Annotated in this window: 22 protein-coding genes and 1 riboswitch; of the genes, 14 read left to right on the top strand and 8 right to left on the bottom strand. The window is 70.5% G+C overall.

All coding sequences use genetic code 11. The features are described 5' to 3' along the window. Window positions 1-73: 73 nt before the first annotated feature. The 4 genes from rlmN to D7231_RS06550 all read left to right on the top strand — a co-directional run bounded on the left by rlmN (window position 74) and on the right by D7231_RS06550 (window position 5,188). Window positions 74-1,183, top strand: a complete 1,110-nt coding sequence (gene rlmN / locus D7231_RS06535; RefSeq protein ID WP_030369662.1) for a dual-specificity RNA methyltransferase RlmN — start codon at window positions 74-76, stop codon at window positions 1,181-1,183. Window positions 1,184-1,249: 66 nt separating this feature from the next. Further along, a riboswitch (TPP riboswitch) is annotated at window positions 1,250-1,357 on the top strand. Beyond that, complete coding sequence (locus D7231_RS06540; protein ID WP_120753934.1) at window positions 1,353-2,453, top strand: thiamine ABC transporter substrate-binding protein; 1,101 nt, start codon at window positions 1,353-1,355, stop codon at window positions 2,451-2,453. (Overlaps the previous riboswitch by 5 nt.) Before the next feature lie 62 nt (window positions 2,454-2,515). Beyond that, window positions 2,516-4,144 carry an ABC transporter permease gene (locus D7231_RS06545; RefSeq protein ID WP_391474040.1) on the top strand — a complete coding sequence of 543 codons (1,629 nt, stop codon included), beginning with the start codon at window positions 2,516-2,518 and terminating at the stop codon, window positions 4,142-4,144. After that, complete coding sequence (locus D7231_RS06550; protein ID WP_120753936.1) at window positions 4,145-5,188, top strand: ABC transporter ATP-binding protein; 1,044 nt, start codon at window positions 4,145-4,147, stop codon at window positions 5,186-5,188. Between the two features lie 68 nt (window positions 5,189-5,256). Here D7231_RS06550 and D7231_RS06555 read toward each other — a convergent pair whose 3' ends face one another. The 5 genes from D7231_RS06555 to D7231_RS06575 all read right to left on the bottom strand — a co-directional run bounded on the left by D7231_RS06555 (window position 5,257) and on the right by D7231_RS06575 (window position 10,726). Continuing rightward, on the bottom strand, window positions 5,257-6,177 hold the full coding sequence (locus D7231_RS06555) for a DMT family protein (RefSeq protein ID WP_120753937.1): 921 nt from the start codon (window positions 6,175-6,177) through the stop codon (window positions 5,257-5,259). 158 nt (window positions 6,178-6,335) lie between these two features. Next, window positions 6,336-7,604 carry a hypothetical protein gene (locus D7231_RS06560; protein WP_194960380.1) on the bottom strand — a complete coding sequence of 423 codons (1,269 nt, stop codon included), beginning with the start codon at window positions 7,602-7,604 and terminating at the stop codon, window positions 6,336-6,338. Then, entirely contained in the window at window positions 7,586-8,323 is a 738-nt protein-coding gene (locus D7231_RS06565; RefSeq protein WP_120753938.1) for an ABC transporter ATP-binding protein, read from the bottom strand. The genes D7231_RS06560 and D7231_RS06565 overlap by 19 nt, the downstream gene beginning before the upstream one ends. 535 nt (window positions 8,324-8,858) lie before the next feature. Then, the gene (locus tag D7231_RS06570; protein WP_120753939.1) at window positions 8,859-10,238 is read right to left on the bottom strand and encodes an aspartate aminotransferase family protein; all 1,380 of its coding nucleotides are present in this window, start codon (window positions 10,236-10,238) and stop codon (window positions 8,859-8,861) included. Beyond that, the gene (locus D7231_RS06575) at window positions 10,223-10,726 is read right to left on the bottom strand and encodes an Lrp/AsnC family transcriptional regulator (protein WP_120753940.1); all 504 of its coding nucleotides are present in this window, start codon (window positions 10,724-10,726) and stop codon (window positions 10,223-10,225) included. The genes D7231_RS06570 and D7231_RS06575 overlap by 16 nt, the downstream gene beginning before the upstream one ends. Window positions 10,727-10,890: 164 nt before the next feature. Here D7231_RS06575 and D7231_RS06580 point away from each other — a divergent pair, with 164 nt between their 5' ends. Both D7231_RS06580 and D7231_RS06585 read left to right on the top strand, forming a co-directional pair. Further along, the gene (locus D7231_RS06580; protein WP_120753941.1) at window positions 10,891-12,342 is read left to right on the top strand and encodes a gamma-aminobutyraldehyde dehydrogenase; all 1,452 of its coding nucleotides are present in this window, start codon (window positions 10,891-10,893) and stop codon (window positions 12,340-12,342) included. A 447-nt stretch (window positions 12,343-12,789) separates the two neighbouring features. Beyond that, window positions 12,790-13,953, top strand: coding sequence for a polyamine ABC transporter substrate-binding protein (locus tag D7231_RS06585; RefSeq protein WP_120754029.1), 1,164 nt, complete (start codon window positions 12,790-12,792; stop codon window positions 13,951-13,953). Between the two features lie 74 nt (window positions 13,954-14,027). Here D7231_RS06585 and D7231_RS06590 read toward each other — a convergent pair whose 3' ends face one another. After that, a complete protein-coding gene (locus D7231_RS06590; protein ID WP_120753942.1) occupies window positions 14,028-14,741 on the bottom strand; it encodes a glycerophosphodiester phosphodiesterase in 714 nt (237 codons plus the stop codon). 36 nt (window positions 14,742-14,777) lie between these two features. Next, the gene (locus D7231_RS06595; RefSeq protein ID WP_120753943.1) at window positions 14,778-15,800 is read right to left on the bottom strand and encodes an adenosine deaminase; all 1,023 of its coding nucleotides are present in this window, start codon (window positions 15,798-15,800) and stop codon (window positions 14,778-14,780) included. 392 nt (window positions 15,801-16,192) lie between these two features. Here D7231_RS06595 and D7231_RS06600 point away from each other — a divergent pair, with 392 nt between their 5' ends. Then, the gene (locus tag D7231_RS06600) at window positions 16,193-16,756 is read left to right on the top strand and encodes a DUF4190 domain-containing protein (protein ID WP_158673723.1); all 564 of its coding nucleotides are present in this window, start codon (window positions 16,193-16,195) and stop codon (window positions 16,754-16,756) included. On the opposite strand, the gene D7231_RS06605 is transcribed toward D7231_RS06600, so the two are convergent. After that, window positions 16,708-17,328 carry an NADAR family protein gene (locus D7231_RS06605; RefSeq protein WP_120754030.1) on the bottom strand — a complete coding sequence of 207 codons (621 nt, stop codon included), beginning with the start codon at window positions 17,326-17,328 and terminating at the stop codon, window positions 16,708-16,710. The two genes, D7231_RS06600 and D7231_RS06605, sit on opposite strands and share 49 nt — an antisense overlap. 139 nt (window positions 17,329-17,467) lie before the next feature. Between D7231_RS06605 and D7231_RS06610 the strand changes: the two genes are divergently transcribed. The 7 genes from D7231_RS06610 (at window position 17,468) to D7231_RS06640 (ending at window position 25,695) form a co-directional block, all read left to right on the top strand. Continuing rightward, window positions 17,468-17,971 (top strand): DUF4190 domain-containing protein, encoded by a 504-nt coding sequence (locus D7231_RS06610; RefSeq protein ID WP_120753945.1) that lies wholly within the window; start codon window positions 17,468-17,470, stop codon window positions 17,969-17,971. 148 nt (window positions 17,972-18,119) lie between these two features. After that, a complete protein-coding gene (locus D7231_RS06615) occupies window positions 18,120-19,643 on the top strand; it encodes a gamma-aminobutyraldehyde dehydrogenase (protein WP_120753946.1) in 1,524 nt (507 codons plus the stop codon). Between the two features lie 414 nt (window positions 19,644-20,057). Continuing rightward, window positions 20,058-21,254: a polyamine ABC transporter substrate-binding protein gene (locus tag D7231_RS06620; protein WP_120753947.1), complete on the top strand. Its 1,197-nt coding sequence runs from the start codon at window positions 20,058-20,060 to the stop codon at window positions 21,252-21,254. A 110-nt stretch (window positions 21,255-21,364) separates the two neighbouring features. Beyond that, window positions 21,365-22,528 carry an ABC transporter ATP-binding protein gene (locus tag D7231_RS06625; RefSeq protein ID WP_120753948.1) on the top strand — a complete coding sequence of 388 codons (1,164 nt, stop codon included), beginning with the start codon at window positions 21,365-21,367 and terminating at the stop codon, window positions 22,526-22,528. Next, window positions 22,528-23,448, top strand: coding sequence for an ABC transporter permease (locus tag D7231_RS06630; RefSeq protein ID WP_228774435.1), 921 nt, complete (start codon window positions 22,528-22,530; stop codon window positions 23,446-23,448). The genes D7231_RS06625 and D7231_RS06630 overlap by 1 nt, the downstream gene beginning before the upstream one ends. Next, window positions 23,448-24,278: an ABC transporter permease gene (locus D7231_RS06635; RefSeq protein WP_120753949.1), complete on the top strand. Its 831-nt coding sequence runs from the start codon at window positions 23,448-23,450 to the stop codon at window positions 24,276-24,278. The genes D7231_RS06630 and D7231_RS06635 overlap by 1 nt, the downstream gene beginning before the upstream one ends. 4 nt (window positions 24,279-24,282) lie before the next feature. After that, on the top strand, window positions 24,283-25,695 hold the full coding sequence (locus D7231_RS06640; protein WP_241999590.1) for an NAD(P)/FAD-dependent oxidoreductase: 1,413 nt from the start codon (window positions 24,283-24,285) through the stop codon (window positions 25,693-25,695). The last annotated feature ends 16 nt before the right edge of the window (window positions 25,696-25,711 follow it).

The following is a 25,711-nucleotide window of genomic DNA, read 5'->3' on the forward strand; positions in this document are numbered from 1 at the left end:
TTCCGGCATCGTCCTGCCGCTGGCTCCGCGATTGCGGAGGTCATCCGCCATCGTCAATGAGGAGTCTTTGCTCATGGCCCCCGCGCCTGGAGAACTGACGTTCGTCGCCCCTCGCGGGGCAAAGCTGCCGCCGCGCCACCTTGCCGATCTCTCGCCCGCCGAGCGCCGTGAGGCCGTCTCCGCGATCGGCGAGAAGCCCTTCCGCGCCAAGCAGCTCTCGCAGCACTACTTCGCCCGGTACGCGCACGACCCCGCGACGTGGACCGACATCCCGGCGGCGGCGCGCGAGAAGCTCGCCACCGAGCTGCTGCCGGAGCTCATGAGCGTCGTGCGCCACATCTCCTGTGACGACGACACCACCCGCAAGACCCTCTGGCGCCTGCACGACGGCAAGCTGGTGGAGTCCGTGCTGATGCGCTACCCCGACCGGGTCACCATGTGCATCAGCTCACAGGCCGGCTGCGGCATGAACTGCCCGTTCTGCGCCACGGGCCAGGCCGGGCTGGACCGGAACCTGTCGACGGCCGAGATCGTCCACCAGATCGTGGACGGCATGCGGGCCCTGCGCGACGGCGAGGTCCCCGGCGGCCCCGCGCGGCTGTCCAACATCGTCTTCATGGGCATGGGCGAGCCCCTGGCCAACTACAAGCGCGTCGTCGGCGCCATCCGCCGCCTCACGGACCCCGAGCCGGACGGCCTGGGGCTCTCCCAGCGCGGCATCACCGTCTCCACCGTGGGCCTGGTCCCCGCGATGCTGCGCTTCGCCGACGAGGGCTTCAAGTGCCGCCTGGCCGTCTCCCTGCACGCCCCGGACGACGAGCTGCGCGACACCCTGGTGCCGGTCAACACCCGCTGGAAGGTCCGCGAGGTTCTCGACGCGGCGTGGGAGTACGCGGAGAAGTCCGGCCGCCGGATCTCCATCGAGTACGCCCTGATCCGCGACATCAACGACCAGGCATGGCGCGGCGACCTCCTGGGGCGACTCCTCAAGGGCAAGCGTGTGCACGTCAACCTCATTCCGCTCAACCCCACCCCGGGGTCGAAGTGGACGGCGTCCCGGCCCGAGGACGAGCGCGCCTTCGTCGCGGCGATCGCCGCGCACGGCGTGCCCGTGACCGTCCGCGACACCCGCGGCCAGGAGATCGACGGCGCCTGCGGACAGCTGGCCGCCACCGAGCGCTGAGCGGGCGCCGCAGGTCGGACGCCGATCCGTGGAGAGGGCACTGATACGGTGCCCTCGCACAAATGAACAATCCGACAGGGGAGCGCCCACGGGGCGCTGAGAGTGCGGCACGGCCCGCAGACCCTCGGACCTGATCCGGGTCATACCGGCGTAGGGAGTCAGCTCAACCATGAACACCAACCTGCGGCGTGCCATCGGCACCGCCGCCTTTGCCGCGGTCGCCTTCCCGGCCCTGGCCGCATGCGGCGGCTCGGACGACTCCGGCGGCTCGGGCGCGTCCGGCAGCAAGGACAAGACCGTCACCCTGGTCTCGCACAACTCCTTCAACGCCTCCGACGAGGTGCTCAAGCAGTTCACCCGGCAGACCGGCTACAAGGTCAACGTCCTCAAGGGCGGCGATGCCGGCCAGGCCGTGAACCAGGCCATCCTGTCCAAGAGCCACCCGCAGGGCGACGTCTTCTTCGGCGTCGACAACACCCTTCTCTCCCGGGCGCTCGACAACGGCATCTTCGCCCCGTACGAGGCCAAGGGCCTGGAGCGGGTCCCGCGGAAGCTCCAGGCCGACGCCGGCGAGCACCGGGTCACCCCCGTCGACACCGGCGACATCTGCGTCAACTACGACCGCGCCTACTTCGCCGACCACAAGCTGGCCCCGCCGCAGACCCTCGACGACCTCGTCAAGCCCGAGTACAAGAACCTCCTCGTCACCGAGAACGCCGCCACCTCGTCCCCCGGCCTCGCCTTCCAGCTCGCCACGGCCGCCAAGTACGGCGACGACGGCTGGCAGGACTACTGGAAGAAGCTCAAGTCCAACGGCGTGGAGGTCGTGGACGGCTGGGAGCAGGCCTACAACGAGCGCTTCTCCGGCTCCGCGGGCGGGAAGAAGGCCAAGGGCGACAAGCCCCTCGTCGTCTCCTACGCCTCCAGCCCGCCGGCCGAGGTGATGGGCGTGAAGCCGCAGCCCGCCGAGGCGCCGACCGGCGTGGCCACGGGCACCTGCTTCCAGCAGACAGAGTTCGCCGGGCTGCTGAAGGGCGCGAAGAACCCCGAGGGCGGCAAGGCCCTGATCGACTTCCTCCTGAGCCGTACGTTCCAGGAGGACATGCCGCTGCAGATGTTCGTCAAGCCCGCCAACCAGGACGCCAAGCTGCCCGAGCTGTTCACCAAGTACGGCGCGCAGGTGAACGAGCCCGGCACCCTGGCCCCCGAGAAGATCGCCAAGAACCGCGACCAGTGGGTCAAGGCATGGTCCTCGCTCGTCCTGAAGTAGGAGCCGGGGCCGCGGCACGGGGCCCCGCACGGGGCGCAGCCGGCTCCGGGCGGCGGACGGCGGTGCGGCTCGGCCTCATGGCCCTGCCGCTCGCCTTCTTCGGCGTCTTCTTCGCCTACCCCGTCGCCGCGATCGTCTCCCGGGGCCTGAAGGACGGCGGGCAGTGGCAGTTCGCCCGCGTCGGCGAGGTCCTGACCGACCCGGCCATCGGCCACGTGCTGTGGTTCACCACCTGGCAGGCGGCCGCCTCCACCGCACTGACGCTCGCCGTGGCCCTGCCCGGGGCGTACGCCTTCGCGCGGTTCGACTTCCCCGGCAAGCGCATGCTGCGCGCCGTGGTGACCGTGCCGTTCGTCCTGCCGACCGTCGTCGTGGGCTCGGCCTTCCTGGCGCTGCTCGGGCGCGGAGGACTGCTGGACGAATGGTGGGGGGTGCGTCTGGACACCACCGTCTGGGCGATCCTGATCGCTCACGTGTTCTTCAACTACGCCGTGGTCGTCCGCACCGTCGGCGGCCTGTGGGCCCAGCTCGACCCCCGTCAGGAGGAAGCGGCGCGGGTCTTGGGCGCGGGGCGCTTCACGGCCTGGCGGCGGGTCACGCTGCCCGCCCTGGCCCCATCGGTGGCCGCCGCTGCCCTCATGGTCTTCCTCTTCACCTTCACCTCCTTCGGCGTCGTGCAGATCCTCGGCGGACCGCACTACGCCACCCTGGAAGTGGAGATCTACCAGCAGACCGCGCAGATGCTCGACCTGCCGACGGCAGCCGTCCTCACCCTGCTCCAGTTCGTGGCCGTGGCCGCCCTGCTGGCCGTGCACGCCTGGACGGTGCGCCGGCGTGAGGCGACCCTGCGGCTGGTCGACCCGTCGCGCACCGCGCGGCGCCCACGGGGCGCGGGGCAGTGGGCGTTCCTGGCGTCCGTCCTGGCGGTCATCGCGGTGCTCATCCTCGCGCCGCTCGTGGTCCTCGTGCTGCGCTCCTTCGACGGCCCGGACGGATACGGGCTGGCCTTCTACCGCGCCCTTGCCTCCGCGGACGGCAACGCCGGCACGTTCGTCGTCGCCCCGCTGGAGGCGATCGGCAACTCCCTCGCGTACGGGCTCGCCGCGACGGCCATCGCGGTCGTGGTCGGCGGGCTGGCGGCCGCGGCGCTGACGCGGCGCGAGGGGCGCCTCGTGCGGGGCTTCGACGCCCTGCTCATGCTGCCGCTCGGCACGTCCGCCGTGACCGTCGGCTTCGGCTTCCTCATCAGCCTCGACAAGCCACCGCTGGACCTGCGGGCGTCGTGGATCCTGGTACCGCTCGCACAGGCCCTCGTGGGCGTCCCGTTCGTCGTCCGCACCGTGCTGCCGGTCCTGCGTGCTGTGGACGCACGGCTGCGTGAGGCCGCCGCCGTGCTGGGCGCCTCACCGCTGCGGGCGTGGCGGGAGGTGGATCTGCCGCTGGTCGGCAGGGCGCTCGGGGTTGCGGCCGGTTTCGCGTTCGCCGTGTCCCTGGGCGAGTTCGGGGCGACCGTCTTCATCGCCCGCCCCGACAGCCCCACACTGCCCGTTGCGGTCGCCAGGCTGCTGGGCCGGCCCGGGGAGCTCACCTACGGGCAGGCGATGGCCCTGAGCACGATTCTGATGCTGGTGTGTGCCGCAGCGCTGCTGGTGCTGGAACGTATCCGCACCGACCGTACGGGGGAGTTCTAGATGGCCCTGCTGCACCTGGAAGATGTCGCCGTGCGCTTCGGTGAGCGCGCGGTGCTCGACGCAGTGGACCTGGAGGTCGCCGAGCACGAGATCGTCTGCGTGCTGGGCCCCAGCGGCAGCGGCAAGTCCACACTGCTGCGGGTGGTGGCCGGCCTCCAGACCACGGACGCCGGACGGGTGCTCCTCGCAGGCCAGGACCAGAGCGGGGTCCCCACGCACCGGCGCGGGGTGGGCCTCATGTTCCAGGACCACCAGCTCTTCCCGCAGCGGGACGTGGCGGGCAACGTCGCGTTCGGGCTGCGCATGCGCGGGACAGGGCGCGCCGAGACGGCCCGGAAGGTCGCCGATCTGCTCGACCTGGTGGGGCTGCCCGGTGCACAGCGCCGCTCGGTCGCGGCCCTGTCCGGCGGCGAACAACAGCGGGTGGCCCTCGCCCGGGCCCTCGCACCGCAGCCCCGGCTGCTGATGCTCGACGAGCCCCTCGGACAGCTGGACCGCGGACTGCGCGAGCGCCTGGTGGTGGAGCTGCGCGACCTTTTCGGCCGACTGGGCACCACGGTGCTGGCCGTCACCCACGACCAGGGGGAGGCGTTCGCACTCGCCGACCGGGTCGTCGTCATGCGTGACGGCCGTATCGCCCAGGCCGGCACCCCGCTCGAGGTGTGGCAGCGGCCGGCGTCCGAATTCGTGGCCCGCTTCCTGGGCTTCGACAACGTGGTCGAGGCGACGGTCAGCGGCGATCGCGCGGACACCGCATGGGGCACGGTTCCCGTCCCGTCAGGTTCGCGGCAGGGCGCCTGCAGGCTGCTCGTGCGGCCCGCAGGCGTACGGCTGGTGCCTGAGGCGGAGGGCCTGCCGTGCACGGTCACCGGGCGGACGTTCCGCGGCGATCACGTGGTGCTGATGCTGCGCCCCGCGGACGGACCCGTGCTGGAGGCCGCATGCGGGCTGCACGGGGCCCCCGAAGCCGGTGACCGCGTAGGCGTCGCATTCGACGTGGCGGATGTCGTCGTGCTGGACAGCGCGGCCGCGGGGCACGGCTGAGCGACGGCATGAGGCCGGATACGTCCGAGCCCCGGCTGCCTGGGCGGCGACCGGGGCCCGGACGGCGGTCAGCGGACCGCCGACGGCTGGAGCTCCTGTGATTCGGGCTCGGCAACAGGCGTGTCCGGTTCACCGAACCAGGCGACTGAGACAGCACCCGCGACCGCCAGGACGAAGCCGAGGACGGCGACCCAGGCGAAGCCGGGGCGGGAGTTGTCGCCGAGCAGCAGGACGCCGATGATGCCCGGAAGGATGGTCTCGCCGACCACGAGCGCCGCCGTGGCGCCGTTGACCGAACCGATCTGCAGGGCCACCGTGTGCAGGTACATGCCGACCGCACCGGATATCAGGATCGCGTAGAGCGCAGGGTCGGCGATCAGCGTCGGCAGGTCGAACGGGTCGATCCCGTCCAGGATCCGGACGCCCACACCGATCGCACCGAAGCCGAGACCGGACAGCAGGCCGGCCAGGATCGCGGCCCGCGCACCCAGCAGACGGACGGCCACGGTGCCGCCCCCCATCAGCACGACCGAGATGATCAGCAGCCACCAGTGCGTGGACATCGGGGTGTCACCGCCGCCCTCGTGGCCCGCGGCCGTCGCCAGCAGCACCAGAGCCGAGCAGACGACACCGATGGACGCCCACTCGGGCCTGGTCAGCCGGATGCCCAGGAGCTTGATGCTCAGCAGCGCGGTCACGACGAGGTTGGCGCTGATGACCGTCTGGGAGAGGAAGAGCGGCAGCATGCGGGCGGCGAGTGCGCCGAGCCCGAAGCCGAGGAAGTCGAGGACCGTACCGACCATGAACTCCCACGTCACCGCGGCCTTCGCGGTGGAGGACAGGCTCGGTCCACCGTGCTGGGTGGTGCCCGTCGAAGAGGCCTTCTCGGCCTCCCGGCGGGCCGATTTCCGCGAGCCCACGGCTTGCAGGACCGAACCTGTGCCATAACAGGCCGAGGCCGCGACAGCCGTCACAAGGCCGATGATCACCAATAGCTCCGTTCGCCGGATATCCGTCGTGCTCTTCAGCAGACGCTCAATCCGGCGACGAAGTTGCCTTGAGTCAAGAACTGGTCAAGAACTGTTGTGTTGCAGCCGCTTGGCGGGCCTGGAGCCCGGCCTGGAGCGCGGGCCCGCCCCAGGCGCCCTCAGCGTGACATCGGCAGTGCCACCAGCTCGGCGATCGCCCACGTCAGCGGCGTCAGGACGGCAAGCAGCACGCACGTACGCAGGACGGCCGCCCCACGGAGCATGGACGCGGGGATGCCGAGGCGCTGCAAGGCCGCCGTGGTGCCGGTCCGGTTCTGCCGGCTGTCCAGGGCCGCAGTGATGGCCGTAGCCGTGACACAGGCCATCACGAGCGCTGCGCCGAGGCCTGTGAGAGGGCCGAAGGGGCGGGGCCCGGAGGAGTCCCAGGCGGCGCCGTAGAGTTCGGCGGCGGCCAGGGCGCTCGAGGCGACCGCGCAGAGCACGCCGAGCGGCCGGCCGATCCGGGTGGCGGCGTCCTGCAGTATCCGCCCGGCCAGCAGCCGCACCGCTCCGGGCCGCCCGGCCGCCAGGAGCACACCGCACCAGTGGGTCAGCCCGGGGCCGGCCAGCACGAGCCCCAGGGAGGCCAGGAGCCAGCCCCCCAGCACGCCGGGAGAGGTGCCGTCCGTACGTCCGGGCAGTGAGATCAGCTTGTTGGGGTCGGGCGCCGGGCCGTGACCCACGTACGCCTCCAGGGCGAGCCCCACCGCGATGATCGCGATGCCCCACGGGAGGCCCGCGTAGGCGGGCTTGGGCATGGGGGCGGCAGGCGGGACCGGAGAGGCCTCGGCAGGGGTCTCCGCTGCCTCCGCGTCCTCCGTGCCCTCCGCGGGCTCCATGGGGGCCTGATCGGCAGCCTGCTGCCTCATGGCCGCCGCCTCACGCCGAGGGTGCAGCGCAATGATGCAGGCGCCCGCCGCAAGCGCCGGCAGGAGCCCGAGCAGGGTCAGCGTCGCGCCCCATGGCAGGTGCGCCTGCCCGTCCAGCAGTCCTCTCGCCGAACCGCTCAGCGGGCCACCGAGGTCGCCACGGAGCTCCATGTACAGCAGAAGCGCGAACCCGCTGCCGAGAGTGCACGAGATCGCAGTGGACGCCGCGGCAAGCAGCGTGAGCTGCACGGGGCCGAGGCCCGCGGCATCCAGGCCGTCACGGGGGCGCGTGGCCGGGTCGCTGCGGGCCACTGCAAGCGCGAACTGCACGACCGCCGCAAGCGGCACCGCGCACCACACCAGCCGGACGAGCGACTGGCCCGTCGACTGCGGATGGGCCACCGCGTAACCCAGCGTGCACAGCAGCAGGAAGCCCACGCCCGCAGCGGCGGCCGCCACCAGCAGCCTGCGCAGCAGGACGAGCGGGTGCGCGCCGCGCGCTAGGCGGAGACTGAGCACGCCGCCCTGCCCTCTCCGTCAGGCGCGTCAAGCACCGGGAGAGCGGTGCCCCGGCGGCCGTCGACCAGGGAGACCGTCCGGTCGGCCAAGGTCGCAATCTCATCGTCCAGTGTGGCGATGACGACCGTGATGTGGTGCGAGCGCGCTGCCGTGGTCAGGGTGCGCAACACCTGCGCGCGGTCGGCGTTGTGCAGCGGGGCCGTCGGCTCGTCGGCGAACAGCACAGTGGGCTCGCTCGCCAGCGCCCGTGCAATGGCGATCCGCTGGCGCTGCGCCTGGAGCAGGGCGGCCGGCCGCTTGCGCTGGCAATCGCCGACATCGAGACGCTCCAGCCACTCACCGGCGGTGCGCTTGGCTGCCCGGTGCCCCACGCCGCGCATCAGCAGCGGCAGCGCCGTGTTCTCCCAGGCCGTCAGCTCCGGCACGAGGTGGGGCTCGCTGTCGATCCAGCCGAACCGCTCCCGCCGCAGCCGCTCCCGGGCGGCACGCGAGAGGGTGTGCACGGGGGCGCTGTTGAACCACACCTCGCCGGGGGAGGGAACGATCTGCCCGGACAGGCATTTGAGGAGCGTGGTCTTGCCTGAGCCGCGTGGCCCGGTGATGGCGAGAATCTCTCCCTCGCGTACGCCGATGGAGACCCCCGCGAGCGCGGGGGAACCGCTGTGGGCGTAGTGCAGGCCGCGTGCCCAGAGCACGTCGTTGTCCGGCGGGGCCACCATATCGAGCACCTCGGGTCGCTGTAGGGTCCGTTCCCCTGTCCGGGGGAACGAACCGGAGGCCATTGGGTCACTGGCACCGTACGGAACCGGGATCCTAGCCTTTGCCCAGGCTCGGCGCTGGAGGGCCCACTTTCCTCCGGTCGGCCTCATGCCCCAGGGGTCACATATGAGTCGGAGCGCAAATGCGACGGAACCGTGCGACCGGGTGTGCGGTGGGGCGTGGTGCGCGTGCGACGGGCGTACGTCCCGCGTGCGACGGGTGTGCGGTCGTATGCGCCCTGGAGCGCCACGGGCCCGCCGACGGCATGAGGCCCCGCATGAGGCCCGGCATGAGGCCGGGCACGAAGCTCGGCTTGAGGTCCCGTTATGGGGCCCGCATGGGGCCCGGCCTGGGGCGCCGCGCGGTACCTGCGCCCTCATGCCCGCCCGCATGCAGCGAAGCCGTGGCCCGCGCGCGCATGACCTGTGGGGGGTCGCGCGGGGCCACGGCGGGAGGGGCGAACCGCGGGCGGTGCCGGCGGCCTGCCCTGGTCCGTCAGATCCTGGTCCAGGCCTCCGCGAGCACGCCGCGGACGATCTGCTCGATCTCGTCGAAGGTCGACTGGTCGGAGATCAGCGGCGGGGCGACCTGGATGACGGGGTCGCCGCGGTCGTCGGCGCGGCAGTACAGACCGTTCTCGAACAGCTTCTTGGACACGAAGCCGTAGAGCAGCTGCTCGCACTCCTCCGGCGTGAAGGACTCCTTGGTGGCCTTGTCCTTCACCAGCTCGATGCCGTAGAAGAAGCCGTTGCCGCGCACGTCGCCGACGATGGGCAGGTCGTGCAGCTTCGACAGGGTCGCGTGGAAGGCCGCCTCGTTGTCGAGCACGTGCTGGTTGAGGCCCTCGCGCTCGAAGATGTCGAGGTTGGTGAGCGCGACCGCCGCCGACACGGGGTGGCCGCCGAAGGTGTAGCCGTGCAGGAAGGTGTTGCTGCCCTTGAAGAACGGCTCGGCGATCCGGTCGGAGATGATGGCGGCGCCGATGGGGGAGTAGCCGGACGTCATGCCCTTGGCGCACGTGATGATGTCCGGGACATAGCCGAACTTGTCGCACGCGAACATCGTGCCCAGGCGGCCGAAGGCGCAGATGACCTCGTCCGAGACGAGCAGCACGTTGTACGTATCACAGATCTCGCGTACCCGCTGGAAGTAGCCGGGCGGGGGCGGGAAGCACCCGCCGGCGTTCTGCACAGGCTCCAGGAAGACGGCCGCGACCGTGTCGGGACCCTCGAAGAGGATCTGCTGCTCGATCTGGTCGGCGGCCCAGCGGCCGAACGCCTCCGGGTCGTCAGCGTGGATCGGGGCCCGGTAGATGTTGGTGTTGGGAACCTTGAACGCGCCGGGGACGAGCGGCTCGAAAGGAGCCTTGAGCGCCGGCAGGCCGGTGATGGCCAGCGCCCCCTGGGGCGTGCCGTGGTAGGCGACGGCCCGGGATATGACCTTGTACTTCGTGGGGTTGCCGGTGAGCTTGTGGTACTGCTTCGCGAGCTTCCAGGCGGTCTCCACGGCCTCTCCGCCACCGGTGGTGAAGAAGACCTTGTTGAGGTCGCCCGGCGCGTAGTGGGCGAGCCGCTCGGCGAGCTCGATCGCCTTGGGGTGCGCGTAGCTCCACACGGGGAAGAACGCCAGCTCCTGAGCCTGCTTGGCGGCCGCCTCGGCCAGCTCGGCCCGCCCGTGGCCCGCCTGGACCACGAACAGCCCCGCGAGGCCGTCCAGGTAGCGCTTGCCCTTGTCGTCGAAGATGTAGGTGCCCTCGCCGCGCACGATGGTCGGCACGGGGGCGTTCTCGTACGACGACATGCGGGTGAAGTGCATCCACAGGTGGTCGTACGCAGTCTGGGAGAGGTCCTTGCTCACGGCTATCGGGTTCCCCATGTGTAGGTCTGCTTGCGGAGCTTGAGGTAGACGAAGCTCTCGGTCGAGCGCACGCCCGGCAGGGTCCGGATGCGCTTGTTGATCGTTTCGAGGAGATGGTCGTCGTCCTCGCAGACGATCTCGATGAGGAGGTCGAAGGAGCCCGCGGTCACGACGACGTACTCGACCTCGTCCATCGCGGTCAGCGCGTCGGCGACCGGATCGAGGTCGCCCTCTACGTTGATGCCGACCATCGCCTGGCGCCGCAAGCCCACGGTGAGCGGGTCGGTGACGGCGACGATCTGCATCACGCCCTGGTCGAGCAGCTTCTGGACACGCTGCCGCACGGCTGCCTCGGACAGCCCCACGGCCTTGCCGATCGCCGCGTAGGGGCGGCGGCCGTCTTCCTGGAGCTGCTCGATGATCGCCAGGGAGACGGCGTCGATGGGCGGCGTGCCGTGCACGTTCTTCGGGTCTGGACTACGAGTGGCCACACGTCCACTGTGCATGCGTCTCGCCCGTGTGGCAACCCTGAAGCGATGAAATTCGTTGCGGTAAGGTCCCTGAATAACTGATTCCGTCGTTCATGGCTGTGAGGTATGTCGAAAACGCGGGCTCACTGACTAGGCTGACGGTCTCACCCAGTGGACATCTGACAGGAGGGGTGGCAGCCATGACCACCGAACTGCGTCGTCTTCGCAATTTCATCGACGGGGAGTTCCGGGACGCCGCCGATGGGCGGACCACCGAGGTGGTCAATCCGGCCACAGGCGAGGCCTACGCCACCGCTCCGCTGTCCGGCGCCGCGGACGTCGACGCCGCCATGGCCGCGGCCGAGGCGGCCTTCCCCGCGTGGCGTGACCTGGTGCCGGGCGAGCGCCAGAAGGTCCTGCTCAAGATCGCCGACGCCATCGAGGCGCGCGCCGAGGAGCTCATCGCCGCTGAGTCCGAGAACACCGGCAAGCCGCTGAGCCTCACGCGCAGCGAAGAGGTCCCCCCTATGGTGGACCAGATCCGCTTCTTCGCGGGCGCCGCGCGGATGCTTGAGGGCCGCTCCGCGGGCGAGTACATGGAGGGCCTGACCTCCATCATCCGCCGCGAGCCGATCGGCGTCTGCGCGCAGGTGGCCCCGTGGAACTACCCGATGATGATGGCCGTGTGGAAGTTCGCCCCGGCGCTCGCCGCGGGCAACACCGTCGTCCTCAAGCCCTCCGACACCACGCCCGCCTCCACCGTCCTCATCGCCGAGATCATCGGCGGCGTGCTGGAGGAGCTCGGCCACCCCAAGGGCGTCTTCAACGTCATCTGCGGTGACCGGGAGACCGGCCGCCTCATGGTCGAGCACCCGGTGCCGGCCATGGCCTCGATCACCGGCTCCGTGCGGGCCGGCATGCAGGTCGCGGAGTCGGCCTCCAAGGACCTCAAGCGCGTCCACCTGGAGCTCGGCGGCAAGGCCCCCGTCGTCGTCTTCTCCGACGCCGACATCGCCAAGGCCGTCGAGGACATCGCCGTCGCCGGCTACTTCAACGCCGGCCAGGACTGTACGGCCGCGACCCGCGTCCTCGTCCACGAGTCGATCCACGACGAGTTCGTCACCGCCCTCGCCAAGGCCGCCGCCGACACCAAGACGGGGCAGCCGGACGACGAGGACGTGCTCTACGGCCCCCTCAACAACGCCAACCAGCTCAAGCAGGTCACCGGCTTCATCGAGCGGCTGCCCGGCCACGCCAAGCTCGAGGCGGGCGGGCACCGGGTCGGCGAGAAGGGTTACTTCTTCGCCCCGACCGTCGTCTCCGGCCTCAAGCAGGACGACGAGATCATCCAGCACGAGGTCTTCGGCCCCGTGATCACCGTCCAGTCCTTCGCGGACGAGGACCAGGCCGTCGAGTACGCCAACGGCGTCGAGTACGCGCTGGCCTCCTCGGTGTGGACGAAGGACCACGGCCGCGCCATGCGGATGTCCAAGAAGCTCGACTTCGGCTGCGTGTGGATCAACACGCACATCCCGCTGGTCGCCGAGATGCCCCACGGAGGCTTCAAGAAGTCCGGCTACGGTAAGGACCTCTCGGCCTACGGCTTCGAGGACTACACGCGCGTCAAGCACGTCATGACGTCGCTGGACTGACGAGGGCCGGGCCGGCCTCCGCCTCATGCGAGGGGCGGGGGCCCGCCTCATGCGGCGGATCAGCCCGCCTCATGCGGCCGGGGGGCTCGCCTCATGTAGGGAGCGCGCCTGCCTCGTGCGGCGGCCGGGCTGCCTCATGCCGTGGACGGGCCCGCCTCATGCCGCAGGAGCCACCGCGCCCCATGCCGCACGGCCGCCGGCCTCATGCCGTAAGGCTGTGCGCCCCAGGCCCGCTGCCCCGCGGTGCCCCATGCCGCCGCCGTGGCCCGCACCGGATGATCGTTCCGGTGCGGGCCGTCGCGCGCTTTGCGCCGGTATCATCGACGGCCGGCCGTTCCCGGCCGTCAGGGTGTCGGGAAGAGCGGTCACCTCCCGGACAGGCCGTACATTGTCCGCGAAGATCCGACCCACCATGCTGCCGGAATGCGAGAGAAGCCCGTGAAGCCCCTGTCCCGCCGGACCCTGCTGCGCGCGCTGGGCGCGGGCGCCGGGGCCGCCGCACTCGCAGGCTGCGGCGTACCCGCCGCCTACGTCGAGCCGGCCGACAGGGCCGCCGAAGACCGGTCCGGCAGTGACAAGCGCCTCGTGTTCGCCAACTGGCCGCTCTACATCGACGTGGACGAGAACGACCCGCAGAAGCGCCCCACGCTCGACGCGTTTGAGAAGCAGAGCGGCATATCGGTGAAGTACACCGAGGAGATCAACGACAACGACGAGTTCTTCGGCAAGGTCAGCCCCGCCCTGATGAACCACCAGGAGACGGGGAGGGATCTCATCGTCGTCAGCGACTGGATGGCGTCCCGCTACGTGCGCCTGGGCTGGGTCCAGGAGATGGACCGATCGCGTCAGCCGAACGTCGACCGCCACCTCGACCCGCTGCTGCGCAAGCCCTCCTTCGACCCCGGCCGGCTCCACACCGTCCCCTGGCAGTCCGGCATCACGGGCATCGCGTACAACCGCAAAAAGCTCGGCCGGGAGATCCGCCACACCTCCGACCTGTGGAAGGACGACCTGCGCGGCCGGGTCACGCTGCTCGCCGGCCTGGACGAGGCGTACTCGCTGCTCATGCAGGGCAACGGCGCCGACGTCACCCGCTGGACCGCCGACGACTTCCACACCATGACCGACCAACTGCGCCGCCTCGTGCGCAAGCGGCACATCCGCCGCTTCACGGGCAACGACTACATCAAGGACCTCTCGTCCGGCGACGTCCTGGCCTGCCAGGCGTACTCCGGCGACATCATCCAGCTCCAGGCCGACAACCCCGACATCAAGTTCGTGGTCCCGGAAGAGGGCGCCGAGCTGTGGGCCGAGAGCCTCATGGTGCCCAACCTCGCCCGCCACAAGCGCAACGCCGAGGCGCTCGTCGACTACTACTACCGGCCGGAAGTCGCCGCCCAGCTTGCCGCCGCGGTCAACTACGTCTGCCCCGTGCCGGCCGCGCGCGACGTCCTCGCCTCGTCCTCGGACAAGGAAGAGGTTGAGCTCGCCGAGAACCCGCTCATCTTCCCCAGCGACGACATGCGCAAACGCCTGGCGACCGCGCGCGACATGACCGCGAGGGAGCGGCCGGTCTTCACCAAGGAGTGGAACGAGATCGTCGGCCTCTAGCCCGCCTCATGCGGCAGCCTCCGCCGCCCGCCCCATGCACCCCGGCACTCCAGCCCCGCCGCACTCCCCAGCCCTCAGCCCGGGAGCAGCGACAGCAGAGTGCCGATCCGGTTCGTGGTGATCGCATCGACGCCCGCCGCCAGCAACCGCCGCATCGTGAACCGGGTGTCCGCGGTCCAGGCCGACACCAGCAGCCCGTCGGAGTGGTTGCGGGCCACGAGCTCGGGGCTCACCAGGCCGAAGCGGTAGTTCAGCCAGCGCGGAGCGACGGCGCTGAGCAGCGCACGGCGCGGCGGCATCAGCGTCGTCCACGTCAGAGCCGTCTCCGCGTCCGCGTCCGCGCGGCGTATCGCCAGCATCGACGCCGTGCCACCGCAGTAGTAGACGCGCTCGGTGGCCCCGCTCGCGTGCACTTCGGCGACCGCCGCCTCGGCGGCCGATGCATCCGGCAGGTCGATGAACAGCCGCTGCCCCGAGTGCCCCGCGCCGAGGTGCAGGGCCTCACGCAGGGTGGGCACGCCGCCGCCGGTCAGCTCGCGCAGTTCGTCCGCCGAGAGCGAGTCCAGGACCCGCGTGAGGCCCCACAGGCGCTCCAGCGTCGAGTCGTGCAGCAGTACGGGCACGCCGTCACGCGTGAGGCGGACGTCGATCTCCACCGCCCCGGCTCCGGCCTCCAGCGCCGAACGGATCGAGGGCAGGGTGTTTTCCCGGAACCGGTACGGATCGCCGCGGTGGGCGACAGCGGTCACGGCGCGGGCTTCCACAGCGGGGGAGTTCGGGCTGGACATGCTGCTCATTGTCGCCGCGGAGTGCGCCTGAGGCCGTCAGCCCCGCCAGGCTGCGGTGTACGCGTCGATCTCGGCCCGGAGCGCCGCCTTGCCCGCCGTGTCCATGAACGAAGCCTCAACGGCGTTCTTGGCGAGACCGGCGACGCCGGCCGCGTCGAGCTCCAGGAGGCGGGCGGCGACCCCGTACTCGCGGTTGAGGTCGGTACCGAACATGGGCGGGTCGTCGCTGTTGACCGTCACCAGGACGCCGGCGGCCACCATCTCCTTGATGGGGTGCTGCTCCAGGTCGGTCACGGCGCGGGTGGCGAGGTTGGACGTCGGGCAGACCTCCAGCGGGATGCGGTGCTCGGCCAGGTGGGCCAGCAGGTCCGGGTCCTGAGGGGCGCTGGTGCCGTGCCCGATGCGCTCGGCGCGCAGGTCGACCAGGGCGTCCCAGATGGTCTGCGGGCCCGTCGTCTCACCGGCATGGGGCACGCTGTGCAGCCCCGCGGCGATGGCCCGGTCGAAGTACGGCTTGAACTGCGGCCTGGGCACTCCGATCTCCGGCCCGCCCAGCCCGAAGGAGACGAGCCCCTCGGGCTTGAGCTCACAGGCGATCCGCGCGGTCTCCTCCGCAGCTTCCAGCCCCGCCTCGCCGGGGATGTCGAAGCACCAGCGCAGCGCCACGCCCAGCTCCGTCTCGGCCGCCTTGCGGGCGTCCTCGATGGCCTCCACGAAGGCGGCGTCGGGAATGCCGCGCCGGGTCGAGCTGAAGGGGGTGACGGTCAGTTCGGCGTAGCGGATGTTCTGCCGCGCCATGTCACGCGCGACCTCGTACGTCAGTAGCCGCACGTCCTCCGCGTCGCGGATCAGGTCGACCACAGAGAGGTAGACCTCGATGAAGTGCGCGAAGTCGCGGAAGGTGAAGAAGTCGGCCAGCGCCTCGGGGTCCGTCGGGACGGGCGAGTCCGGGTGGCGGGCGGCCAGTTCGGCGACGATGCGGGGGGATGCCGACCCGACGTGGTGCACATGGAGCTCCGCTTTCGGGAGCCCTGCGATGAACGAGTCGAGTACGGACATGCGTGCCTCCATGGCGCGGTCGGCTGGAGCCGGTCGACGGGTGCCGTTCATCGTATGCGGGACGTGCGCGACCGTTGTCCTCAGGCCTTAGCATGACGGAGTATCGACTGGGGAGGGCTATGTCCGACAAGGCCACCGGGGCCGACGAGCAGCCGGAGCCGCGGGACTCCGATCCCTGGGCTCCGCCGCCGCGGATACCCCTCGACAAGCCTGATGCGCAGCCGGCCCCCGGGCGGCACGCAGGTGTCGCTCCGGTGCCCCATGCCGCCGGACCGCTGCCGCCTCATGCAGCGCCCGTGCCTCATGCCGTCGTCCCGCCTCATGCGGACCGGGTCGGGCCCCATGCGGCCCCGGTGCCACCCTCCGCTCCGGCCCCGGGCACCGTCCCGCCCGTGCCCCTCGCACCGACCGGCCCCGGCACCCCCAGTGCGTACCAGGGCAACCCGTACGACCAGACGCTCTACGGACCGCCCGGTCTCCCCTCCGCACCCCCCGGCCCGGCCCCCTACGGCATGCAGCCGCAGCCGTACGGCCAGGGCCCGTACGGCCAGGGTGCGTATCAGCCGGGCTCGTACGGCTATCCGGTCGCCCCGTTCTACGTGCCGCCCGTGCCCAGCAACGGCATGGGGCTGGCGGCCCTCGTACTCGGCATCGTCGGCACCGTGCTCGCCCCCACGGTCGTCCTGGGGGCGGTGCTCGGCGTCCTGGCGATCGTCTTCGGCGCGGTGGGCCGAGTCAAGGCGCGCAAGGGAGAGGCCACGAACCCCGGGCAGGCGCTCGCCGGCCTGATCCTCGGGGGCGTGGGGCTCATCGCCACCGTCCTGATGGTCATCGTGTACATCAACATCGATGTCGACGACAGCGACGGTCCGGCGCCCGAGGACGACCCCGAGGGGACCTATGGGGCCTACCTGTCGGCGCCGGTGCTGATCGTGGACCGCCCGGCCAGCCGCTGACGCGCCTCCATCAGCGCGAAGCCCAGGAGGTTGTCGCCCTGCCAGCGGGCCGGGTCCGCGGCCCGCTCGTCGTCCGTGGCGAGGCCGATGCCCCAGACCCGGTCGAGCGGGCTGGCCTCCACCAGCACCCGGTTCCCGGTGCCCAGCAGGTAGTCGCTCAGCGCGGCGTCCTGCGCGAACTTGTGCACGCTGCCCTCCACCACCAGCCCGAAGCGGTGGCGCCGCCACGTCTCCTCGTCGAAACCGCGCACCTTGCGCCCCGCATCCTTCGCCTGCTTCGGGTGCGAGGCCGCGATCGCCTCGGCTGCCGCCTCCGCGTCGCCGAAGAGCCGTGCCTTGCCGGCCATCATCCAGTGTTCGGCGGTGGCGTAGACGGTGCCGTCCACCGTGAACGGCGAAGGCCACCACTGGCTGAAGCAGCTCGCGCCTATGCGCCCATCACGCAGCGGCTGGTGCCCCCAGAAGTAGACGTACTTGAAGCGCTCCCCGCGGGCGACAGCCGCCGTCAGTTCCGCCACCGAGCGCGGCCCGTCCGCCTGCCGCCCCTCCTGCTGCCCCGCATGCCGCTCCATGCGCTCGTCTCCCCGCAGGTCCCCGTTGATCTTCATGTCTGTCATTGTGCGTCCTCCGCGGGCACCTGAACTCGGCTGACCGTGCCCGACCGTTCCCCATAGCATTGCCGGACGCAGTTCAACGGAGGGGACATTTTTCATGTCTGACTACAACCAGAATCCCTATGGAGCGCCGCAGCAGGTGCCCCAGCAGCCCCCGGTGCCGCCCCAGCAGCCCGGCTACGGCTACCCGAACCAGGCGGCGCAGAGCGGCTATCCCGGTCAGAGCGGCTACCCCGCACAGGCGCCGAACGCCTACCCGGCGCAGAGCAGCTACCCCTCCGCACCGCCCGCCCAGGCCTACCCCGCAGGCGGCTACGCGGGCCCCATGCAGCCCAGCAACGGCATGGGTACCGCCGGCCTCGTCTGCGGCATCATCGGCGCCGTATGCAGCCTCCTGGTCTTCCTGTGGTTCTTCGGCCTGATCCTCGGCATCCTCGGCATCATCTTCGGCGCCGTCGGCCGCTCCAAGGTCACGAAGGGCGAGGCGAACAACCGGAGCGCCGCGACCACCGGCATCGTCCTCGGCATCGTGGCCCTGGTGCTCCCCGTGCTGTGGTTCGCCTTCTTCGCGAGCCTGCTCGGCCTCGGCGCCGGGCTGTAGCCGGATCCCACCTGCTGCACCGATTCCGTCGCAGGGCCTCGTAACTGCGACGGAATCCCTTGTTGGTCGACGTCTCCTCTGTCAGGATCGGCCTCGATGCCCCTGTGCTGTACAGCGCGCAGGGACGCAGTCGGCGGAGGAGTGTGCGATGGGCGCGACGGATCAGCGGTTCGATGCGGCGGAGCGGTTCGCCGGCGGTGCGCAGTACATCGCGGGGCGGCTGCGCCCGGGCACCTCGGGCCGTACGCACGCGGTCGTGAACCCCGCCACCGGCGAAGAACTGCTCCGGTACGAGCTGGCCGGCGCGGAGGACGTGGATGCCGCCGTCGCGGCCGCTGAAGCCGCTTTTCCCGCATGGGGCGGGGCAACGCCCGGGGAGCGCTCCGACGCGCTGCACCGCTTCGCGGGCGTGCTCGCCCGGCGGGCGGCGGAGTTCGCACGTGCGGAGTCCGCGCAATGCGGCAAGCCGATCCGCCTCACCACCGAGTTCGACGTCCCGGGGACCGTGGACAACACGGCCTTCTTCGCGGGCGCCGCGCGCCATCTGGAAGGCCGCTCCGCCGGCGAGTACAGCGCTGACCACACCTCCTACGTACGCCGCGAGCCCATCGGCGTCGTGGGCTCCGTCGCACCGTGGAACTATCCCCTCCAGATGGCCGCCTGGAAGGTCCTGCCTGCCGTCGCGGCCGGCAACACCGTCGTGCTCAAGCCGGCCGAGCTGACGCCCCTGACATCGTTGATGTTCGCCCAGGCGGCCACCGAGGCCGGCATCCCCGACGGTGTCGTGAACGTCGTCAGCGGAGCCGGCGCGGAAGCGGGGGAGCGCCTCGTGGGCCATCCGGCCGTCGCTATGACGTCGTTCACCGGCTCCACGGTGGTCGGCAGGCGGGTCGCCGAAATCGCGACCAGGACGGTCAAGCGGCTCCACCTCGAACTCGGCGGCAAGGCCCCGTTTGTCGTCTTCGACGACGCAAACCTCGAAGCCGCGGTGCACGGGGCGGTCGCCGGAGCCCTCATCAACAGCGGCCAGGACTGCACCGCGGCCACCCGCGCCTACGTGCAGCGCCCCCTGTACGAGGCGTTCGTCTCAGGGGTCGCCGACCTGATGGCGTCCGTCCGCCTCGGCGACCCCTTCGACCCCGCCACGGACCTGGGTCCGCTCGTCTCGCACGTCCAGCGCGACCGCGTCGCCGGATTCGTGGAGCGGGCGCGTACGTATGCCGCTGTCGTCACCGGCGGCGCGACGCCCGCGGGGGAGCTGGCCAAGGGCGCCTACTACCTCCCCACGCTCATCACAGGCGCACCCCAGAACAGCGAGATCGTCCAGGACGAGGTGTTCGGCCCCGTGCTCGTCGTGCTGCCCTTCGACAGCGACGACGAGGGCATCGCCCTCGCCAACGACACGCCGTACGGGCTGGCAGCGTCCGCATGGAGCCGCGACGTCTACCGCACGGGGCGGGCCACCAGGGAGATCAAGGCGGGCTGCGTATGGGTCAACGACCACATCCCGATCATCAGTGAGATGCCCCACGGCGGGTACCGGGCGTCGGGCTACGGAAAGGACATGTCCGCCTATTCGTTCGATGAATACACCCAGATCAAGCACGTCATGTCCGACAACACTGCCGTCGCCCGGAAGGCGTGGCACCGAACCGTGTTCTCGCTGGACTGACACGTCATTCCTCATGCTGGTCGACGGAATCCCGGTTCGGCCGGTCCTCGATCGAATGTGTCCCGGTCGGCCCGGATGCCGAACGGGCGAATGCGGGCCGACATCAGGGCTGCCATGTTCACGGGCCTTTCTCTCGCGGGTCTTTCCGTAATAGACCCCGGCCCGGCACTCGCAGCCGCCGGTCTCCCGCATTGCCACGGTCCGGCAATCGGCGCGTAAGCCTGCCCTGAAATTGCCCCCGTTCCGTGCCGTGAGTGGAATTTGTGCTGCCCACTCGCTTTCCCCTGCTCGGACGCATGGGGAGCGCAGGTCCCGCGTAATCAAAAGGAAACAACGGAATCCCTTGTTCGGTTCCGTTTCCTCTGCCAGGATCCACGCTCAAAGTCCGTCGGAGCTACGGAAAGGGCACCCCGCATGGAGCGCTACCAGCCACGGACCGTGGTGAACCGCCGGGCCCTGCTGCGTGCGGGCGGAGCGGGTGCGCTCGCCATCGGGGGGCTGGGAGCCCTCGCCGGCTGCGGCATCCCGCCCGCGGGGCGCCCGGACGGCGCCTTGGGCACCTCCGCGGACCGCTCCGCCCGGGAGCGAGCCGTCGCCTTTTCCAGCTGGACCGGATACATCGACGCCGGCGCGGACGGCAAGGGCCACCCCACGCTCGACGACTTCCGGCGCCGGACCGGAATCGCCGTGACGTACACCGAGGACATCAACGACAACGTCGAATTCTTCGGCAAAGTCAGCAAACAGCTCACCGCCGGCCAGGACATCGGCCGGGACCTTGTCTGCGTCACCGACTGGATGGCCGGCCGCATGATCAGGCTCGGCTGGGCACAGCGGCTCGACGCATCACACCTCCCCAACGCCTACGCCAATCTCGCCCCCGCCTTCCGGAACCCCGACTGGGATCCCGGGCGCGTCCACTCCTATCCCTGGACCGGCATCCCCGCTGTCATCGCCTACAACCGCAAAGCCACCGGCGGACGCAAAGTCGACTCCATGTCCCAACTTCTGGAGGACCCCCGGCTCAAAGGGCGGGTCGGACTGCTCTCCGAAATGCGCGACACGGTCGGCCTCACGCTCCTCGACATGGGCAACAGGCCCGAAGAAGTCACTGCCGACGAGTACACCGCTGCCATCACCCGACTGCGCCGGGCCCGCGACCGCGGCCAGATCCGCCGCTTCACCGGCAACGACTACACGGGCGACCTCAACAAGGGCGACATCGCCGCCTGCATCGCCTGGGCGGGCGACCTCGTCCAGCTCCAGGCCGACAACACAGACATCCAGTACGCGATACCGGACGCGGGCTACATGCTTTCCAGCGACAATCTTCTGGTCCCCCGCAACGCCCGCCACCAGAGGAACGCCGAGCGCCTCATCGACTACTACTACCAGCCGAAGATCGCCGCGCGGCTCGCCGCCGCCATCAGCTACGTCAGCCCCGTCGCCGGGCTGCGGGACGAGCTCGCGAAGATCGACAAGGAGCTGGCCGACAACAGCCTGATCATCCCCGGCGAGGCGATGCTGGCGAAGGCCCACGCCTTCCGCTCCCTGACCGCCGCCGAGGACAAGGCGTTCGAGGCCGCTTTCTCCGAGCTCACCGGCGCCTGAACCGCCGAAACGGGCCACCGGCGCGGCGCCCGGCCCCGGACATATGAGAACGTACGCGGCTGTACGTGCCGTACGCGCTCACGCCCTCGAGACCCCTGGACCGAAGAACCATGACAGCAACCGCCCCGACCGACAGCAGCAGCGGCACGGACGTCCGCCTCACCGCCATCAGCAAGAGCTACGGCGCCTTCACCGCCGTCCACCCGCTCGACCTGTCCGTCCCCGCCGGCTCCTTCTTCGCCCTGCTCGGCGCCTCGGGCTGCGGCAAGACCACCACCCTGCGCATGATCGCCGGCCTGGAGCAGCCCACCGCCGGCACCGTGGAACTCGCCGGCAAGGACGTCACCGCCCTCCCCCCGCACAAGCGCCCCGTCAACACCGTCTTCCAGAGCTACGCGCTCTTCCCGCACCTCGACATCTACGAGAACGTCGCCTTCGGCCTGCGCCGCCGCGGCATCAAGTCCGTCAAGAAGCAGGTCGGCGACATGCTCGACCTCGTCCAGCTCGGCGACTTCGCCCGCCGCAAGCCCCACCAGCTCTCCGGCGGACAGCAGCAGCGCGTCGCCGTCGCCCGCGCCCTGATCAACCACCCCCAGGTGCTCCTCCTCGACGAGCCCCTCGGCGCCCTCGACCTCAAGCTGCGCCGCCAGATGCAGCTCGAGCTTAAGCGCATCCAGACCGAGGTCGGCATCACCTTCATCCACGTCACCCACGACCAGGAGGAGGCCATGACGATGGCCGACACGGTCGCGGTCATGAACGCCGGCCGGGTCGAACAGCTCGGCGCCCCCGCCGACCTCTACGAGACCCCCCGCACCACCTTCGTCGCCAACTTCCTCGGCACCTCGAACCTCATCACCGCCGAGGTCCTCGACGCCTCCGGCGAGACCCTCGTCCTGCGCGCCGCGGATACCAAACTCGCCCTGCCCCGTGCGCGATGTACCGCCGCCCCCCGTGCGGGCGGGAAGCTCCTCGTCGGGATACGGCCGGAGAAGATCACCCTCGCGCACGCCGACGACGCCGGCACCATCCCCGAGGGGCGCAATCGCGTCCACGGCCGCATCACCGCCTCCAGCTTCATCGGCGTCTCCACCCAGTACCTCGTCGACAGCCCCGCGGCCACGGGCCTGTCCGTCTACGAGCAGAACATCGAGCGCGACAGCCGCCTCGTGCCGGGCGCCGACGTCGTCCTGCACTGGAACCCCGGGCACAGCTTCGGTCTGGACGCCGCGCAGAGCATCGAGGCCGGCACGGACGCGGGGGAGGGCACCTGATGGCACTCGTCACCGACAAGACCCCAGCGCCTCGTGCGACCCGCCGCACGGCCGCACGAGGCGGGAAGCCCACCCCGTACTGGCTCCTGCTCCCCGGCATCCTCTGGCTGCTCGTCTTCTTCGCCGCCCCGCTCGTCTATCAGGCGTCCACCTCCGTACAGACCGGCTCCCTCGAAGAGGGCTTCCAGGTCACCTGGCACTTCGCCACGTACTGGGACGCGCTGACCGAGTACTACCCCCAGTTCCTGCGCTCCGTGGCCTACGCCGCGACTGCCACCGCGCTCTGCCTCGCCCTCGGCTACCCGCTGGCCTACCTCATCGCCTTCAAGGCCGGCCGCTGGCGCAACGTCCTGATGATCCTCGTCATCGCGCCGTTCTTCACGAGCTTCCTGATCCGCACCCTCGCCTGGAAGACGATCCTTTCCGACGGCGGCCCCGTCGTCTCCGCGCTCGCGAGCCTGCACGTCCTCGACGTTACCGACGCGCTCGGCGTCACCGAAGGACACCGCGTCCTCGCCACGCCCCTCGCCGTCGTCTGCGGCCTGACCTACAACTTCCTGCCCTTCATGATCCTGCCGCTGTACACCTCGCTGGAGCGCATCGATTCACGGCTGCATGAGGCGGCCGGCGACCTCTACGCGCGGCCGCTGACGACCTTCCGCAAGGTGACCTTCCCGCTCTCCATGCCGGGTGTCGTCGCCGGTACCCTGCTCACCTTCATCCCCGCCACAGGCGACTACATCAACGCCGAGTTGCTCGGCTCCACCGACCAGAAGATGATCGGCAACGTCATCCAGTCCCAGTTCCTGCGCGTCCTGGATTACCCGACCGCCGCCGCCCTGTCCTTCATCCTCATGGCCGCCATCCTCGCCATGGTCACCGCCTACATCCGCAAGTCCGGGACGGAGGACCTGGTCTGATGCCTGCTCTGCCCGCCCGCCCGGCCGCCCTCTCCAGCCGCCCCGTGCGGTGGCTCCGCCGCAACTTCGTCGTGCTCGCAGGCCTGGCCACGCTGGCCTACCTCGTGCTGCCGAACGTCATCGTCACCGTCTTCTCGTTCAACAAGCCCAACGGCCGCTTCAACTACGAGTGGCAGCGCTTCTCCACCGACGCCTGGACCGACCCGTGCGGCGTCGCCGACCTCTGCGGCTCACTCTCGCTCAGCCTGCAGATCGCCGTCTGGGCGACCGTGGGCGCCACCGTCCTAGGCACGGCGCTCGCTTTCGCGCTCGCCCGCTACCGCTTCCGCGCCCGCTCCTCCGTGAGCACCCTGATCTTCCTGCCGATGGCCATGCCCGAGGTCGTCATGGCCGCCTCGCTGGCAACCCTCTTCCTCAACATGGGCGTCACCTTCGGCTTCTGGACCATCCTGATCGCCCACATCACGTTCTGCCTGAGCTTCGTGGTGACGGCCGTCAAGGCCCGGGTGATGTCCATGGACCCCCGCCTCGAGCAAGCCGCCCAGGACCTCTACGCCACCCCGCTGCAGACCTTCCTGCGGGTCACCCTCCCGATCGCCGCCCCCGGCATCGCGGCGGGCGCCCTGCTCTCCTTCGCCCTGTCCTTCGACGACTTCATCATCACCAACTTCAACGCCGGCTCGACTGTGACCTTCCCCATGTTCGTCTGGGGATCCGCACAACGGGGCACACCCGTTCAAATCAATGTCATCGGAACGGCGATGTTCGCCATCGCCGTGCTGTGCGTCCTTGCCGGTCAGCTGATCGGCGGGCGCCGTAAAAGGAGCTGAGAACATGGCCGCTCGTGCCATGAACCCTGTCCAAGCACTTTCCGACGCCGCTCCCCGGCCCTACTGGCTCGACGACCCCTCCCGGCCGGGGGCGCTCCCCGCGCTCGTCGGCGACGAGCACTGCGACCTGCTCGTCGTCGGTGGCGGATACTCCGGACTGTGGACCGCGCTCCTCGCCAAGGAGCGCGACCCCGGCCGGGACGTCGTCCTCATCGAGGCCCGGGAGACCGGCTGGGCGGCCTCAGGCCGCAACGGCGGCTTCTGCTCCGCCTCCCTCACCCACGGCTGGGCCAACGGCGCCTCACGCTGGCCCGACGAGCTCGCCACGCTCCACGAACTCGGCCTCAAGAACCTCGACGGAATCGAGGCCACCCTCGCCCGGTACGGCATCGACTGCGACTTCGAACGCACCGGTGAGATCGACATCGCCACCGCCCCGCACCAGGTGCACGAGCTCCAGGAGGCCGCAGAGGAACTAGAGGCCCTCGGCCTCACAGGCTACGAGTATCTCGACGGGGACGCCCTGCGCGCCGAGGTCCGCTCCCCGACCTTCCTGGCCGGTCTCTGGGACCGCGACGGAGTCGCGATGCTGCACCCCGCCCGGCTCGCATGGGGCCTCAAACGGGCCTGCACGGAGCTCGGGGTACGCATCTACGAGCACACGCCCGGCACCGAACTGTCCTCCCGCGCTGCCGGCCTCGCCGTCCGCACCCCGTACGGGCGCGTCTTCGCCCGCCGCGCCGCCCTGGGCACCAACGCCTTTCCCTCACTGGTCAAGCGCGTCCGCTCCTACATCGCGCCCGTCTACGACTACGCCCTGATGACGGAGCCGCTGAGCGCCGAACAGCTCGCCGCCGTCGGCTGGAAGGGCCACCAGGGGCTCGGGGACGCCGCCAACCACTTCCACTACTTCCGCATCACGCCCGACCACCGCATCCTGTGGGGCGGCTACGACATCGTGTACCACTACGGCGGTGGCGTCCGGTCGGAATACGACCACCACCCGGCCACGTACCAGAAGCTCGCCGAGCACTTCTTCCGCTGCTTCCCTCAGCTCGAGGACGTGCGCTTCACCCACAGCTGGGGCGGTGCCATCGACACCTGCTCACGCTTCTCGGCGTTCTTCGGCACGGCGCACGGGGGCAAGGTCGCCTACGCCCTCGGCTACACGGGGCTGGGCGTCGGCGCCTCACGCTTCGGTGCCGACGTGATGCTCGACCTCCTCTCGGGCGAGCGCACGGAGCGCACCGAGCTGGAGATGGTGCGCAGCAAGCCGTTGCCGTTCCCGCCCGAACCGGTGCGCTCCATGGGCATCGGCATCACCCAGTGGTCGATGACGAAGGCCGACGAGAACGGCGGCCGCCGCAACCTCTGGCTCAAGGCGATGGACAAGGTCGGCCTGGGGTTCGACAGCTGAGGGCGGCAGGGCGGGG

Origin of the sequence: Streptomyces klenkii (assembly GCF_003626645.1) — a bacterium.
In the GTDB taxonomy this organism is placed as follows: Bacteria; Actinomycetota; Actinomycetes; order Streptomycetales; family Streptomycetaceae; genus Streptomyces; species Streptomyces klenkii.

Excerpts from the sequence above, each read along its gene's own strand:
- rlmN (WP_030369662.1), top strand. The coding sequence starts at position 74 with ATGGCCCCCGCGCCTGGAGAACTGACGTTCGTCGCCCCTCGCGGGGCA.
- D7231_RS06540 (WP_120753934.1), top strand. The coding sequence starts at position 1,353 with ATGAACACCAACCTGCGGCGTGCCATCGGCACCGCCGCCTTTGCCGCG.
- D7231_RS06550 (WP_120753936.1), top strand. The coding sequence starts at position 4,145 with ATGGCCCTGCTGCACCTGGAAGATGTCGCCGTGCGCTTCGGTGAGCGC.
- D7231_RS06565 (WP_120753938.1), bottom strand. The coding sequence starts at position 8,323 with ATGGTGGCCCCGCCGGACAACGACGTGCTCTGGGCACGCGGCCTGCAC.
- D7231_RS06570 (WP_120753939.1), bottom strand. The coding sequence starts at position 10,238 with ATGGGGAACCCGATAGCCGTGAGCAAGGACCTCTCCCAGACTGCGTAC.
- D7231_RS06575 (WP_120753940.1), bottom strand. The coding sequence starts at position 10,726 with ATGCACAGTGGACGTGTGGCCACTCGTAGTCCAGACCCGAAGAACGTG.
- D7231_RS06580 (WP_120753941.1), top strand. The coding sequence starts at position 10,891 with ATGACCACCGAACTGCGTCGTCTTCGCAATTTCATCGACGGGGAGTTC.
- D7231_RS06590 (WP_120753942.1), bottom strand. The coding sequence starts at position 14,741 with ATGTCCAGCCCGAACTCCCCCGCTGTGGAAGCCCGCGCCGTGACCGCT.
- D7231_RS06595 (WP_120753943.1), bottom strand. The coding sequence starts at position 15,800 with ATGTCCGTACTCGACTCGTTCATCGCAGGGCTCCCGAAAGCGGAGCTC.
- D7231_RS06605 (WP_120754030.1), bottom strand. The coding sequence starts at position 17,328 with ATGGAGCGGCATGCGGGGCAGCAGGAGGGGCGGCAGGCGGACGGGCCG.
- D7231_RS06610 (WP_120753945.1), top strand. The coding sequence starts at position 17,468 with ATGTCTGACTACAACCAGAATCCCTATGGAGCGCCGCAGCAGGTGCCC.
- D7231_RS06615 (WP_120753946.1), top strand. The coding sequence starts at position 18,120 with ATGGGCGCGACGGATCAGCGGTTCGATGCGGCGGAGCGGTTCGCCGGC.
- D7231_RS06620 (WP_120753947.1), top strand. The coding sequence starts at position 20,058 with ATGGAGCGCTACCAGCCACGGACCGTGGTGAACCGCCGGGCCCTGCTG.
- D7231_RS06625 (WP_120753948.1), top strand. The coding sequence starts at position 21,365 with ATGACAGCAACCGCCCCGACCGACAGCAGCAGCGGCACGGACGTCCGC.
- D7231_RS06630 (WP_228774435.1), top strand. The coding sequence starts at position 22,528 with ATGGCACTCGTCACCGACAAGACCCCAGCGCCTCGTGCGACCCGCCGC.
- D7231_RS06635 (WP_120753949.1), top strand. The coding sequence starts at position 23,448 with ATGCCTGCTCTGCCCGCCCGCCCGGCCGCCCTCTCCAGCCGCCCCGTG.
- D7231_RS06640 (WP_241999590.1), top strand. The coding sequence starts at position 24,283 with ATGGCCGCTCGTGCCATGAACCCTGTCCAAGCACTTTCCGACGCCGCT.